The 14,218-nt window shown below is 47.6% G+C and carries 16 protein-coding genes; 7 read left to right on the top strand and 9 right to left on the bottom strand.

All coding sequences use genetic code 11. From position 1 onward, the window contains the following. Positions 1–74 precede the first annotated feature (74 nt). The 6 genes from ACRC6Q_RS01420 to ACRC6Q_RS01395 all read right to left on the bottom strand — a co-directional run bounded on the left by ACRC6Q_RS01420 (position 75) and on the right by ACRC6Q_RS01395 (position 6,245). Complete coding sequence (locus ACRC6Q_RS01420) at positions 75–2,111, bottom strand: catalase (protein ID WP_431465601.1); 2,037 nt, start codon at positions 2,109–2,111, stop codon at positions 75–77. A gap of 225 nt (positions 2,112–2,336) precedes the next feature. After that, on the bottom strand, positions 2,337–2,942 hold the full coding sequence (locus ACRC6Q_RS01415; protein ID WP_431465600.1) for a flavin reductase family protein: 606 nt from the start codon (positions 2,940–2,942) through the stop codon (positions 2,337–2,339). Positions 2,943–3,409: 467 nt separating this feature from the next. Next, positions 3,410–4,015: an NADPH-dependent FMN reductase gene (locus ACRC6Q_RS01410; RefSeq protein ID WP_223636627.1), complete on the bottom strand. Its 606-nt coding sequence runs from the start codon at positions 4,013–4,015 to the stop codon at positions 3,410–3,412. 15 nt (positions 4,016–4,030) lie between these two features. Beyond that, entirely contained in the window at positions 4,031–5,014 is a 984-nt protein-coding gene (locus ACRC6Q_RS01405; protein WP_223636625.1) for a ring-cleaving dioxygenase, read from the bottom strand. A 67-nt stretch (positions 5,015–5,081) separates the two neighbouring features. Next, positions 5,082–5,516: a MarR family winged helix-turn-helix transcriptional regulator gene (locus tag ACRC6Q_RS01400; protein WP_223636623.1), complete on the bottom strand. Its 435-nt coding sequence runs from the start codon at positions 5,514–5,516 to the stop codon at positions 5,082–5,084. A gap of 165 nt (positions 5,517–5,681) precedes the next feature. Continuing rightward, positions 5,682–6,245 (bottom strand): NADPH-dependent FMN reductase, encoded by a 564-nt coding sequence (locus ACRC6Q_RS01395; RefSeq protein ID WP_223636620.1) that lies wholly within the window; start codon positions 6,243–6,245, stop codon positions 5,682–5,684. Positions 6,246–6,527: 282 nt separating this feature from the next. Here ACRC6Q_RS01395 and hxlA point away from each other — a divergent pair, with 282 nt between their 5' ends. The 5 genes from hxlA (at position 6,528) to ACRC6Q_RS01370 (ending at position 9,759) form a co-directional block, all read left to right on the top strand. After that, positions 6,528–7,169, top strand: coding sequence for a 3-hexulose-6-phosphate synthase (gene hxlA / locus ACRC6Q_RS01390; protein ID WP_431465599.1), 642 nt, complete (start codon positions 6,528–6,530; stop codon positions 7,167–7,169). A gap of 1 nt (position 7,170) precedes the next feature. Beyond that, on the top strand, positions 7,171–7,725 hold the full coding sequence (gene hxlB / locus ACRC6Q_RS01385; RefSeq protein WP_431465598.1) for a 6-phospho-3-hexuloisomerase: 555 nt from the start codon (positions 7,171–7,173) through the stop codon (positions 7,723–7,725). A 182-nt stretch (positions 7,726–7,907) separates the two neighbouring features. Then, entirely contained in the window at positions 7,908–8,528 is a 621-nt protein-coding gene (locus ACRC6Q_RS01380) for a cyclase family protein (protein WP_431465597.1), read from the top strand. A gap of 45 nt (positions 8,529–8,573) precedes the next feature. Beyond that, the gene (locus ACRC6Q_RS01375; RefSeq protein WP_431465596.1) at positions 8,574–9,434 is read left to right on the top strand and encodes a Cof-type HAD-IIB family hydrolase; all 861 of its coding nucleotides are present in this window, start codon (positions 8,574–8,576) and stop codon (positions 9,432–9,434) included. Next, positions 9,406–9,759 carry a winged helix-turn-helix transcriptional regulator gene (locus ACRC6Q_RS01370; protein WP_223636611.1) on the top strand — a complete coding sequence of 118 codons (354 nt, stop codon included), beginning with the start codon at positions 9,406–9,408 and terminating at the stop codon, positions 9,757–9,759. The genes ACRC6Q_RS01375 and ACRC6Q_RS01370 overlap by 29 nt, the downstream gene beginning before the upstream one ends. A 765-nt stretch (positions 9,760–10,524) precedes the next feature. On the opposite strand, the gene ACRC6Q_RS01365 is transcribed toward ACRC6Q_RS01370, so the two are convergent. After that, positions 10,525–11,484 carry a LacI family DNA-binding transcriptional regulator gene (locus ACRC6Q_RS01365; RefSeq protein ID WP_431465595.1) on the bottom strand — a complete coding sequence of 320 codons (960 nt, stop codon included), beginning with the start codon at positions 11,482–11,484 and terminating at the stop codon, positions 10,525–10,527. Positions 11,485–11,511: 27 nt separating this feature from the next. Then, complete coding sequence (locus ACRC6Q_RS01360) at positions 11,512–12,072, bottom strand: TetR/AcrR family transcriptional regulator (protein WP_431465594.1); 561 nt, start codon at positions 12,070–12,072, stop codon at positions 11,512–11,514. 168 nt (positions 12,073–12,240) lie between these two features. Here ACRC6Q_RS01360 and ACRC6Q_RS01355 point away from each other — a divergent pair, with 168 nt between their 5' ends. Further along, positions 12,241–13,167 (top strand): DsbA family protein, encoded by a 927-nt coding sequence (locus ACRC6Q_RS01355; RefSeq protein WP_431465593.1) that lies wholly within the window; start codon positions 12,241–12,243, stop codon positions 13,165–13,167. Between the two features lie 12 nt (positions 13,168–13,179). Next, positions 13,180–13,488 (top strand): monooxygenase, encoded by a 309-nt coding sequence (locus ACRC6Q_RS01350; RefSeq protein ID WP_431465592.1) that lies wholly within the window; start codon positions 13,180–13,182, stop codon positions 13,486–13,488. A gap of 69 nt (positions 13,489–13,557) precedes the next feature. On the opposite strand, the gene bluB is transcribed toward ACRC6Q_RS01350, so the two are convergent. Next, entirely contained in the window at positions 13,558–14,208 is a 651-nt protein-coding gene (gene bluB / locus ACRC6Q_RS01345; RefSeq protein WP_431465591.1) for a 5,6-dimethylbenzimidazole synthase, read from the bottom strand. Between the last annotated feature and the right edge of the window lie 10 nt (positions 14,209–14,218).

The following is a 14,218-nucleotide window of genomic DNA, read 5'->3' as shown; positions in this document are numbered from 1 at the left end:
AACGACTCTCAGTAACAACAAAAATTCCACCTTCGTTTCTTGAAGGTGGAATTTTTAGGATGGCTGAAATGTTTTCAGCTGATTTCGCGGTTCCAATGGCGATGTGCAGTAACGGCTTCAATGAAGCGTTCCGTAAAGTTGGCTTCCTCTCCAGTGACAACTCCAGGCTGACCCAGCATTTCTGCAGCAGCCAGCCATTTTTGGCCTTCCTGTACAGCACCGATTGCTTTGTAATGATCAAAGGCTTCCCCAAGGAATTTAGCGGCGTTTTTCGCAAAAGTTTTGGATACATCTGGACCGCCGACGGCCAATAAGGCGTCATACAACACGGCATCGGTCGTTGTGAATGTATGGGCAGCTTTCAGCTCCTTGCCATCCGCGCCGGTCACTGTCCCTTGTTTCTCGCTGATGATCTCGTATTTCATTTTGTTGGATTCCAGCTCATCCAGCACTTTGGCGACTTCGCTTCCTTTGAACCCTTCCGCAAGTAGCACACCCACTTTTCGGGTATCGGGCAGCTTCACTGTATTCTCCTGGCTGAGTGCCGGGGAGGATTTTGTAACATCCGAACCGCCGCTCTCCGGCGGGGTGACTCCAATATTCCTCGCAACTTGCTGCGCCAGGTCCAAATCGACATTCTTCAGTACGTCGATATTCATTTGCCGGATCGGCATCTCACATTTTCCAAGCTCGAAACTATAAGCTTCCACGATATGTTTTTTCTCTGGTCCACTCATCGAATTCCAGAAAAGCTTGGTTTGTGAAAAATGATCGTTGAAGCTTTCACTCCGGGCGCGCACTTTTCGTCCTTCCACTTTTTCCTGATAATGTTCGAACCCGCCTTCCGCCGCACTCACAGGAGCTGGCGTGTTATTGGCAAGCGCATTTTGGTGATAGCTGACTTTGCCTTTATTGATGGTTTGGCGGCTGTAGCCATCCCGCTGGTTATTGTGGAATGGGCAAACAGGTCTGTTAATCGGAATCTCGTGGAAATTAGGACCTCCCAGGCGAATCAGCTGCGTGTCTGTATAGGAAAACAATCGTCCCTGCAGCAACGGGTCGTTCGTGAAATCGATTCCCGGTACGACATGTCCCGGATGAAACGCCACTTGTTCTGTCTCCGCAAACACATTGTCCACATTGCGGTTCAAGGTCATTTTGCCGATCATCGTCACTGGGACATCTTCCTCCGGCCAGATTTTCGTCGGATCCAGCACATCAAAATCGAATTTGAATTCGTCTTCCTCCGGCAAGAGCTGTACACCGAATTCATATTCCGGAAAATCGCCTGCCTCAATCGACTCCCATAAATCCCGGCGATTGAAGTCCGGATCTTTCCCGGCAATTTTCTGTGCTTCATCCCATACCAAGGAGTGGACCCCTAATTTCGGCTTCCAATGGAATTTCACGAAATGGGATTTCCCTTCATCGTTGATAAAGCGGAAAGTGTGCACACCGAAACCTTCCATCATACGGAAGCTTCGAGGGATCGCCCGGTCTGCCATGTTCCAGATGACATGATGGGATGATTCGGTATTATTTGCGACAAAATCCCAAAATGTGTCATGAGCTGCTGCTGCCTGAGGCATTTCATTGTGAGGCTCCGGTTTAATGGCATGGACAAGGTCGGGGAATTTAATGGCGTCCTGGATGAAAAAAACCGGCATATTATTAGCGACCAGATCGTAATTTCCTTCTTCCGTATAAAACTTGGTGGCGAATCCACGGGTGTCGCGCACTGTCTCCGCCGACCCTCTAAAACCAACTACGGTCGAAAAGCGGACAAATACCGGTGTTTTCTTTCCTTTCTTTAAAAATCCCGCTTTCGTATAAGGCTCTGCTGTTCCATATGCCTCAAACTCACCGTGTGCTGCAAACCCACGTGCATGAACCACCCGTTCCGGAATTCGCTCATGATCAAAATGGGTCATTTTCTCCCGAAAATGGAAATCCTCCATTATGGTAGGACCCCGCTCACCCGCTTTCAACGACAATTCATCTTCGGAAACCTTCAGCCCTTGGTTGGTCGTCAACGCCTTGTCCTGATCATCTGTGCGAAACTGTTCCAACTGCTGGTCTTTACTGTTTTCGTTTCTCTTGTCGTTTGCCATCGATGCCTCTTCTCCTTTTTTATTTTATTTATTACCTTCCTTTTTCCCGTATTAAGTTTTTAAAAACATTGCTATTTTTTTGACGTCCCTCTCTTAAAACACCTGAGTTTCTCTGTAGAATAAAAAAAGAAAAAAGCTCTGCTTGAGCCTTCTTCTCACTTGAATCTTTCAAATTCGATTTTTATAGCAAAATAATAAAAAGGATGGATCTTCACAGTGAACCGGTTATTTCGGCCGTTCCATTGAAAAGATCTCCCCGATGGCAGCATAGTTTGTCCCTGCGAGCCGACTGACTGCGTCCAGCCCTCTTGGGTCGATGCGGCCGTTTTCAAAAATAGCTTCCTCTATATGGAACCGGACAATCTTGCCGATGAACAAATCGCTGCCGGGGCCGTCGCCGCCCAGTGGAACAGACTCCACCAACTGGCATTCCATGCGGATCTTCGATTCTTTGACACCTGGAACCGAAACTACCTCACTCGGCACCTGTGTCAACCCGGCCATGTCCACTTCACTTTCAGACGGCGGCAAGGAAGCCGCGGTCTCATTGATTTTTGCTACATTGTCACGGTCCACGATATGCACCACAAATTCACCGTTGCCGTAAATGTTGCGCGCCGTATCCTTCCGCTCCCCCGTCGGCCGCTGAATCGATAAAGAGACCATCGGCGGGTTGGAAGAGACGATATTGAAATAGCTGAACGGCGCTCCGTTCAGGACTCCCGACTCCGACTGTGTCGTGACGAACGCGATGGGACGCGGGATGACCGAGCCGATCAGCAGCTTATAGTTGTCCCGTTCCTTGTTTTGTTCCGGATCAATTGAAATCATTTATACCTGCCCCTTTACTGATGGAATGTGTTGAATCACTGTTTTTCGTTTGTCGATATTCCGCAAATCAGCTCCGCTTTCCTACGGGCTTGCGCCGAACTAACTCGGGCTAAACGCCCGAGTGGATTTCGGCACGGCGCTATCCCGCGGGAGTCTCCGCTGATTTGCTACATATCTTTATATTCTTACCAAACAGAGAAAAAATAACTCCTCGCTTAGTACTGAGAAAATTGTTTAGCGCCGCGCTTCCACGACCTAATCGAAGCAAGAAGACTGGTACTCTTTGCTGCGTGAGCAAATGAGCAATCGTCTTTGCTCTATTCGAAGCAGTCAAAACATTGTATAAAAGTCAATTTTCCAGTTCCATATATACCTTATCCATTCCCTCTACTTCTCCATTCTAGCCAAAAAAATAACAGAATGTGCGGATGTTCCTGCACATTCTGTTATTGGGGTTGAAATTTGGATTAGCGGATTGTTTTCAATGCTGTTGACCACGGGATGACCTGGTCCAGCATTTGGTTGACGGAATCTGCTTGGACTGGCGCTGCTTTCAGTTCCGCACCGTTTTCGAAGTCTGTGAACAGGGAGAGTGCCGGGTGGACACGTACGTCCGCTACAGATAATTCGCCCAGGATGCCGCGCAAATGTTCTGCCGCGCGCGCTCCGCCGACTGAACCGTAGGATACGATGCCTGCCGCTTTGTTGTTCCATTCCACACGCAGGTAATCGAGTGCGTTTTTCAATGAGCCGGTGATCGAGTGGTTGTATTCCTGTGCGATGAAGACAAATCCGTCTTGAGCTGCGACTGCTTCTGACCAAGCGCCTGCACCTGATGCATCTCCGCCATTTTCGCCTAATAACGGCAATTTATAATCTGCGATGTCGATGATCGTATAGTTCGCGTCTCCGCGTTTGTCTGCCAATTCTTTTACCCAGTTTCCTACCTGCGGGCTTAAGCGTCCTTCACGTGTTGATCCTAAGATGATGCCGATGTTCAATTTTGTCATTGTTGTTTCCTCCTCCGGTTGGTTTTCTTGCGATGTTCCAAATAATCTACTGAAAATACTCATCTAATTTCCCCCTATTTACAGATATTCTTTTTCGATGGTGCGCGTGCTGCGTACGGTGTCGATCGGGCGTACCAGCTTCTCGATCTGGTCGCGTTTCGGCTCGAGGAATGGCGGCAAGGATAAGTTCTCTCCTAAAGTTTCGTAAGGCTCATCGCCCATGAAGCCCGGTCCGTCTGTTGCCCATTCGAACAGGATGCCTTGTGCTACTCGCACATACAGCGACTCGAAGAAGAAACGGTCGACATAGCCGGATGTATTGAAGCCAAGATTTTGCATGCGGTCGATCCATTCCTGCAATACGCTGGTATCCGCTACACGGAAGGCTGCATGGTGAACCGTTCCGAAGCCTTGGCGTCCCTCTGGCAGCAATTTATTGTGCTCGACGATCACCTGCGCGCCGTTGCCGCCTTCGCCTACTTCGAATAAATAGAATGAACCTTCTTTTGCGACTTGGCGCATCAGCATGGCTTTTTCCAATACTTCCTTAAAATAATCGAATTCCGCGATACGGATATGGATCGGACCAAGCCCGGTAATGGCGAACTCCAATGGAACCGGTCCGTTCTGCCATGGCGTACCCGATGCTACGCCTTCGTTGTTTTCGTCCGATACCAGCATGTACTGCTGGTCATCGAAATCGACGAACGAGAGGGTTTTCTTGCCGAACACATCCTGAATGCCTTTATGCTTCACGTCGTATTTATCGAAACGCTTGACCCAGTAAGCAAGTGCATCGTCTGTCGGTACACGGAACGCCGTTTTGTAGATTTCGTTGGTTCCGTGGGTGCCTTTCGGGATGTTCGGGAAATCGAAGAAGGTCATATCGGTTCCGGCCGAACCTTTGTCATCGGCGAAGAATAGGTGATAGGTCTGGATGTCGTCCTGGTTCACGGTTTTCTTGACCAAGCGCATGCCCAGTACATAAGTGAAAAATTCATAGTTTTTTTCAGCGCTGCTGGTAATGGCTGTTACGTGGTGCATTCCTCTTAATTCATTCATCAGTATCTCTCCTCAACTAGTAGTGTATAATTATTATCTCGATTCCGAGATATAGGATTAAAAAAAGTTAAATGTCTTGTGATTGATAGCCGATTTTCTTGACGGTTCTGATCATTTCTTCCATTTCCGACTGTTCCATTCCCTGAAACGCCTGATTGATCACTTGTTCATGCTTCGGAAAAATCTCATCCATCAATTGCTGTCCGCTATCGGTCAGTTCTGCGAAGGTTACACGCCGATCTTCCGGACATGCCTTGCGGATGACGTAGTTTTTCGTTTCCAACTTATCAACGACGTAAGTGATGCTGCTGCTGGCAATCAAGACTTTTTTGCCGATCAGCTGAATCGGCTGTTGTCCCCGATGGTACAGCAATTCCAATACCGAAAACTCGGTCGGATTCAATCCGTACTGCGCAACATCCGTTTTAATCAATTCATGGAGAGCGTCAGTTGCTCGAACCAATACAGTCAATGCTTTCAAGTTGAGATTTGGCATAGCCATTCGATTCACCTCATTTATCTTGAATTAATTTATCTTTAATTCGAGATAATCATAACATGGGTATTTCCGAGAGTCAACTGTTTGAGTTGGATTAACTTTTAAGCAAGTAAAAAGCAGCCCGAAAATCCGGACCGCTCTTCGTTACCTATGATACAGGTTATTTTCTTATTTATTCCGAAGCGGCTCGAATGCATTGGTCCAGGCATTGACCTGATCGAGCAATGTTGTGACCGATCCTTCATGGACATCCGCCGGCTTGAACTCATTCATATTTTCAAAATCTGTAAACAAGGACATGGCGGGGTGAGCTCTAACAGTGGCCACCTGCAGTTCGGCCATAATGATGCGCAGAGCTTCTGCCGCGCGCACGCCGCCGGAAGAACCATAGCTGACAATGCCTGCCGCTTTATTGTTCCATTCCACGTACAGATAATCGATGGCATTCTTCAGCGCCGACGTCACCCCGCGATTGTACTCCGGACAAATGAAGACATAGCCGTCGAGCTCCGCTACTTTCTGAGCCCACGGAATCGCTTCCGGGGTTTGGTAATCCTGGCTATAAGCTGCCGAAACCGGCTCCGCGTACATCGGCAAATTATAATCCTTCAGATCCACAATTTCATATTCCGCATCTCCGCGCTTGTCCGCTACGGCTTTGACCCATTCCGCAACCTGTATGCTATTGCGTCCGGGACGGGTGCTTCCTGTGATAATTCCAATCTTTGTCATGAATAACTGCCTCCTCAATTTGTGATCAATTCTTAGCTCTATGAACTTTCACTCCTTGATGCCCTTTCATCATAAGGGAAAATTCCCTCAGTTTCAAACGAAATGTCCGAATACTCTTTTAAATGATTCCAACTTGTAATTCTCCTTGCCTTTGGTCTATTTCAATGGCGACAGTATACTTTTTGTCAGTATGTGCGATTAAAGTGCGTACTTCACACGATTGACGGCAGGGCTTACACTGAGCCTGACCCAAAAATAAGAATCCGAGGAGAATACCCATAGATGAAATTTCAATTGGCTTTAGATTTAGTAGACATTCCACAAGCAATCGAACTGGTTAAAGAAGTAGAGGCATTTATCGATATCGTTGAAATCGGCACTCCAGTCATCAACAAAGAAGGCTTGAAAGCCGTTTCAGAAATGAAAGCAGCATTCCCGAACCTGGAAGTGCTGGCAGACGTAAAAATCATGGACGCTGCTGCTTATGAAGTATCCAATGCAGTTGCTGCAGGGGCTGACATCGTCACGATCCTGGCACAGGCAGAAGATTCATCAATCAAAGGCGCAGTTGAAGAAGCCAAAAAACAAGGCAAAAAAATCCTGGTTGATATGATTGCAGTCAAAGACATCAAAACACGTGCGGCAGAACTCGACCTTCTTGGAGCTGATTACATCTGTGTCCACACCGGCTACGATCTGCAGGCAGAAGGCAAAGATTCGTTCGAAGACTTGCGCACCATCAAAAGCGTCGTAAAAAATGCGCGCACAGCTATTGCAGGCGGCATCAAATTGGAGACATTGCCCGAAGTGATCAAAGCACAACCCGACTTGATCATCGTCGGCGGCGGCATCACGAGCAAAGAAGACAAAGGCGCGGAAGCTGCGAAGATCCGAGAGCTGATCAAAGAAAGCGTGACAGCGTAACATGAACACCACAGGCTTTACCAATGAAATACTGGCCGAACTGAAACAGACCCTCGCAGGCATTGATGAGGAACAAGCCGAAAAACTGGTAACCGGCATCCTGCAGGCCAAAAAAGTTTTTGTTGCAGGCGGCGGCCGCTCCGGCTTTATGGCGAAAGCGTTCGTTATGCGCATGATGCATGTGGGATTGAATGCATATGTTGTAGGAGAAACGGTGACCCCGAATTTGGAAACGGATGATCTCTTCATTGTCGGCTCCGGTTCCGGCGAAACCCAAAGCCTGGCAGCGATGAGCCAAAAAGCGAAAGCCATCGGTGCGACGGTCGTGGCCATCACGACAAATCCAGATTCTACGATCGGCAGCCTCGCAGACATCACAATTGAGATTCCTGCCCAAGCGAAAGCAGACAGCTCGAGCGGCAAGTCCATTCAACCGATGGGCTCCCTGTTCGAGCAATCGCTTCTGCTTTTCTACGATGCCGTGATCTTGAGATTCATGGATAAAAAAGGGCTGAACTCCGACACGATGTACGGCAGACACGCCAATCTAGAGTGAAACCCAATAAGCCTGAGCCTGAAGTGACCAGGTTCAGGCTTATTTTAATCGTTCATCCCGAATGAAGAACTTGCGCTGCTATGGATAGCCCTTGTATTCAAGCGTTTTCACTGGACAGCCGGATAAATAACATGCCAAGCTGGACATACAACAAACTCCGCAGCAACGGAAGGGTTGATGAGATGAAAATGTATGACGTAACAGGGGCAATTTTTGAAGGCATGGCTGTCTATAAGGACAAACCGGAAAAACAGCCGAAAATGAATCCGAAGACAAGCGGCGAAGTCACTGAAACGCAATTGGAGATGAACGTCCATACCGGGACCCATATCGACGCTCCCCGCCATATGCTCATGGATGGAGAAACATTCGAGTCGATCTCTTTGGACAAGCTCGTGGGTACATGCCAAGTATTGGATTTGACGGGTGTGGAAAACGGAATTTCAAAAGCGGATCTGAAACGATTCCACATTCAAAAAGACGACTTTATTTTATTGAAGACAAAAAACTCATTTGACGAAGAGTTCAATTTCGATTTTGTTTACCTTACGGAAGACGGCGCAAACTATCTGGCAGAGCTGGGGATTCGAGGAGTGGGGACAGACGCACTTGGAATCGAAAGAAGCCAGGAAAACCACCCGACTCATAAGGCCTTGTTTGCCAGTGATATCATCATCGTAGAAGGGTTGCGTCTGAAAGAAGTTCAGCAAGGCGATTATTTCATGGTGGCAGCGCCATTAAAATTGATAGGAACAGACGCCGCCCCTGCAAGAGTTCTGCTGTTCGACGAACTGAATTTTTAAACGCTTCAAAAAGAGGGACAACTAGAAACTTCAAGGAGAGAGCCTATGTATAAAATGATTGCGATCGATCTTGACGGCACACTGCTCACTGATGAGCTGACCATTTCAGCCGATACTGCGACAGCCATCCAAAAAGCGATCCGAATGGGAACCGTGGTAACGATTGCGACGGGAAGGATGTTTTCATCCGCAAAACTGATTGCTGAGCAGTTGGGGATCCATGCACCGCTGATTACCTATCAGGGCGCCATGATCAGAGTCGCAGGCGAAGCGGAGGCACTGTATGAACGCCCGGTCTCTCCTGACATTGCAGAAAAACTGATTATGATCGCCCGTGAAAAAAACATCCACCTGCAAGTCTACCAGGACGACATTCTATACGGTGATGCGGAAACGGATAAGCTGATTGCCTATGCTGAAGCTGTTCAAGTTCCGTATACTGTAGAACCGGACCTGATCGGACTGGCTAAAAAAGGATTTACGAAATTGCTCTTTATCGACGAGCCGGACGTTTTGGCTCCCCTGCAACAGGAATTGCAGGTATTATTCGGAGAGTCCGCCTATATCGCCAAATCAAAAAGAACTTACCTGGAAGTGACCCATCCCGAAGCCAATAAAGGAAGCGCCCTTTTGTTTCTGGCCAACGAGCTTGGGATCGATCGGTCAGAAATCATCGGCATCGGCGATAACCACAACGATTCCGAACTTTTGAAGGCCGCCGGTTTCGGCATCGCCATGGGAAATGCAGTACAGGAAGTGAAGGAACTGGCTGATTACACCTCTCTCACAAACAACGACGAAGGGGTGCTTCATGCCATCGATAAGTTTATTTTAGACCCGGCAAATGTCGCTGCAACTCAGGAAGGAAGAGAAGAACATGCCCAACTTGGGAGAAAAAAGCTTTAATTGTGAAAAGGAACTGACCCTTTCGATCATCGGCGGAAAGTGGAAGATGCTGATCCTGTGGCATTTAGGCAAAGAAGGAACAAAACGGTTCGGCGAACTGAAGAACCTGATGCCGGGCATCACCCAGCGCATGCTTGTCACTCAATTGCGCGAGCTCGAAGAACATTTGATTGTGCACCGGGAGATCTATCCGGTCGTTCCCCCGAAAGTAGAATATTCCCTAACCGACCAGGGACGAACCCTAATTCCGATTCTTGACTCGATGTACGAATGGGGCAAGGATTATATGGAGCATAATTTGGATACGAAAGTCGAAAGCAGCTAATACTTATGAATAGAGCAAAGCGGATTGCATTAATATGCAATCCGCCCAGACTGTAGACAAAGTTTGACCAAAATGTATAGCGGTGCATAATCCCCAAGCGGTCCGGCCACTCCGCTTTCCGTGGGCTCAGCTTCAGCCTCCTCGTTACTGGAAAACCCATGCTTCTGCGGGGTCTTCAGCTTTCATCGCTGCGCTGCTCCCACAGGAGTCTTCTTGGCCAGCCCGCTTGGTGGGTGTTGCTTTAATCAAAGAAAGAAGCTCCTAGTCAGTTTCAGAAAAAATAATCTCACAAAACCTAGTAAATTCTTCACTCAAGGATCCGGAGCGCAAGGCGGCGACTCCTGCGGGAACAGTGAAGTGCCGAAATCCACTCGGGCGCCAGTCCGAGTTAGTTCGGCGCGAGCCCGCGGAAAGCGTCCGCCTGAAGCGCAGGATCCATTATAAACATGATGAAATGTGTATTCATGCTTTAAATAACATCAATATTCTTTCGTCTACAAGCTCAGCGGATTGCATTAACATGCAATCCGCCTTGTTTATTTGAGTTTCAGTAGGAACAATACCGAAAGAGTTAGTGGAGTTCCCTTGACCTGAGAACGTTATCATACTTTATGCTGAAAGTGTAAAGCAGCTTTTGATGACTTTCGGCAGTTTCAAGAAGCCTTTTGTGAGTGTAACCCGTTTCGGGGCATGATCACATGGTCCTTCTTGTGTAAGCTGTCGATCGGTCAGGCTGCTTTTTTCCGATTTCATCACCGGGTGACTTTAAACAGTCATTCTTTCGATCAAGTGAACGGAAACTTCTTTATGTGACACCGTATCCGCCAAGGTCTGTCCGAAAAGAAGCTGCCCGATGGAATTCAACGGAATCCCGATGGTGGTAATATTCATGGCTTTGGCGATCGGGTGGTTATCAAATCCGATAATCGCCAAATCATCCGGAATGGCGATGCCGTACTTGGAACTGGCGATCAGGATGCCAGCCGCCACTTGATCGCTCGTCGCAAGCAGAGCCGTCGGGCGCCGCTGCAGACGCGAAAACCGGTCTAATATGCGGTCCCCATCTTCCAGGTAAAGGCAATCCTTAACCATGTACTCTTCATGATAAGGCAGCCCTTTCAACTCCAGAAAATCCCGGTAAGCCTGTTCCCTTTGTCTGCTGTTTGTTCCATCGGATCGATTGATGGAGAATCCGATCTCCCGGTGCCCCTTCTCATACAAATAAGTTAACGCATCCATAAAACATGCGTAATGATCGACATAGGTGTAACTCAACGGTGTATTCCCGCCGTTTTCGAATAATACGATCATTCCGTATTGGCGATAGTGCTCTATCGTATCCAGTGAAACTTTTCTCGAACAAATGATCAGGCTGTCGATTTGCTTGAGCTTCAACATCTCCAATGCTTCCATTTCCTGTCCTTCATGATAACCGGTCTGATAAAGGACCAGTTTATAGTGATGACTTGCAGCCGCCAGTGAGATGCCTTGGATCAATTGCGAAAAATACGGATGATCCACTATCGGCAAAACGATGCCCACCAGGTTGGTTTTGCCTTTTTTCAAATTGATGGCATTGATATTTTGGATATATCCAGTTTCTTCGATGGCTCTTTTGACAGCCTCCACTTTTTCCTTCTTCACATATGGATGGTTATTCAACACACGTGAAACAGTGGCGACAGATACGCCCGCTATTCTGGCAACGTCTCGGATACTTGCCACTCCATCGCCTCCTTATTTCCGGTTCCCTTATTTATTAAAATGAATGCCATGCTCGATATAAGGGACAGCTGCTTTAATGTATTCCTCCGGAGAGACTTGGCTATTTCTAGTCCATTCCACTGACGCTCCGTAGATTCCCCAGCTCAGCATAACGGCCACTGTTTTAAGGGCTCTCTCTTCCTTATCCTCATTTTTTCGCATCAGCATTTTATAGAACAGGACTTCAAGCTGTTCCCGTATGATCCGCGCGATGGTATCTTCGTATCCTCTGTGGCACCGGTTGGACAGGGACTTCTGGAAATTGGTGACCGCTTCGAAGATTTTGGCGAATGTTTTTTCCGTGAATTCGTCATTCCGGTAATTTTCCACATCCAAATTAATCAATAAAACTTCCGATAAGGCCTTCTCCAACAGATCGTAGATATCTTCGAAATGGTAGTAAAACGTCGCCCGATTAATCATGGCTTCAGCCGTTATGTCTTTTACCGTAATGTCCTTGAATTCTTTTCCTTCCGAAAGTGCGATGAAGGAATCCATGATCAATTTGCGGGTCCGGATTACACGGGGATCCGTCTTTGTTTCTGCCATTTCGCCATCACTCCTTTTCCGACAATTTCCTGGATGTGTTGCATAAGCGACACATCCCCCGAACTATTGGTGTTGCTTGTTTTCATTATGGCTTAAGATCGAATTGTAAAGCAAATAAGCTACCCAAAACGCTCAGTTAGAGCCAGTTTAAAAAGAGGAGGAACTAGAATGAAAAACAATAGGATGTGTGATATCGAAACAGGCATATGCGGAGTTGCGGAAGAAGAGGAAACAGGGCTGATCGATTTCAATAAACCCAAGAAATCGGTTACGCTTTACTATGTAACAGACCCAATCTGTTCCCATTGCTGGGCTATTGAACCGGTGCTTCGCCGTTTCACAGAGCAATATGGTGAGCATTTCAACTTCCAGACCGTAATGGGCGGATTGCTGGAAAAATGGCATGACGGCCCCATCGATCCGGCAAACGGCATCTACAAGCCAGCCGATGTCGCAGGCCATTGGAGAGAAGTCGGTGATCATTCAAGGATGCCGATCGACGGCACATTAATGATCGACAATCCCGTACAGTCGTCTTATCCCCCTTCACGAGTCTTTAAAGTGATTCAGGAAAACCACAACGACGCCAGAGCCAATGAATACCTGCGCCGTGCAAGAGAAGCGCTCTTCGCATTCAACCAAAACATTTCAGAACCGTCTGTTATAATCGAGATCGTCAACAACATGGGACTCGATGGTGAAGCCATCGTCAAACAAGCCGAACTGCCAGCCGGACAACAAGCGTTGAACGAGGACTTCGCTCTCGCCAGAAGTCTGGGTGCCAGAGGCTTTCCATCCATCATTATGGTCAATGAAGAAAACAAAGGCGTAAAACTTGTCGGCGGCCGCCCATTCGAATCCTATGTGGATGGCTTGAAGCAAGTGCTGAATCAGGACGAACTGCAAGCAAAGCCGCAACCCGCGCTTTCGCAGTTGTTGGAAAGAGAACAATTGCTCTTTTCCAAGGAAATCGAAGTCATGTACGATGTGGAGTCGACAGAGGTAAACTCGTTTATTGAAAAAGAACTTTCGCCAGGGTATTATCAAACAAATGAAATTTTAGGCGAAGCCTATTTCTCACTGATTAAAAATTGAGGAGGAAACAAGATGGCATATATCCTGCAAGTGGATTTCGAGATGAATGGCCCTTTCGGAGACGAGATGGCTGAGGCATTCTCAGAACTGGCAACAAGCATCAACAATGAAGAGGGCTTTATCTGGAAAATCTGGACCGAAAGCCCGGAAACCAAAGAAGCCGGCGGAATTTACCTTTTCGAGACAAAAGACGCGGCGGAAAAATACGTGGAAATGCACACTGACCGATTGGCTGGCTTTGGCATAACACCGGTACACGCCAAGATTTTCGAGGTCAATTCTGCATTGACGGAAATTAATAAAGGCCCGGTTAAGCAGTAAAAGAATCACATCAAATTAAACAGGGCAGGAGACGCTGATTGATCCAATCACGCCTCTTGTCCTTTTCATTTAGAATCCTAATTTCCCATTCCATTTATCTTCAAAAACCTGGTTTTCCAACGAACGCCTTTTTTCCCATCCCGCTGTTTCCAGAATCGGCTTGTCGGGATAATCTTCGGTGTAGCCAAGCGAAAGTAAAGCGATCGGGTCGATATGCGGCGGGATGTCCAAAATGTCCCGGACATCGTTTTTCTTGTAAAAACTTACCCATCCCATCGCCAATCCTTCTGCACAGGCGGCCAACCACATGTTTTGAATGGCGCAGGCAGTTGATAAGGCATCGGTTTCGGGAATGGAATTGCGCCCCAGGACATGTGAGCCGCCGCGTGTAGGATCACAGGTCACACAAATCGTCACTGGCGCTTGTTTCAACCCTTCCACTTTCAAGCCAAGGAATTTGTTTTCTTTTTCCCCTTCATAATGGATGGCCAGTGCCCGCCGCTCCTTGTCTGCGGCCCAAGCCAGTTTTTCTTTTGTTTCAGGTGAAGACACTAAAATGAAGTTCCACGGCTGCATAAACCCTACGGACGGCGCATGATGAGCCGCATCCAGAATATTGGTGACCAGCTCCTCCGGAATCGCTGTCGGCAAAAAGCTTCGAATATCTCTTCTATTATAAATTGCTTTATATACGCCTTCTTTTTCTTCTCTCGTAAACATCTTTTCATCC

The organism is Planococcus sp. SE5232, from assembly GCF_050686535.1.
Lineage (GTDB): Bacteria > Bacillota > Bacilli > Bacillales_A > Planococcaceae > Planococcus.
Note: the sequence above shows the minus strand (reverse complement) of the source record. Positions and strands in the feature narration are given on the sequence as shown.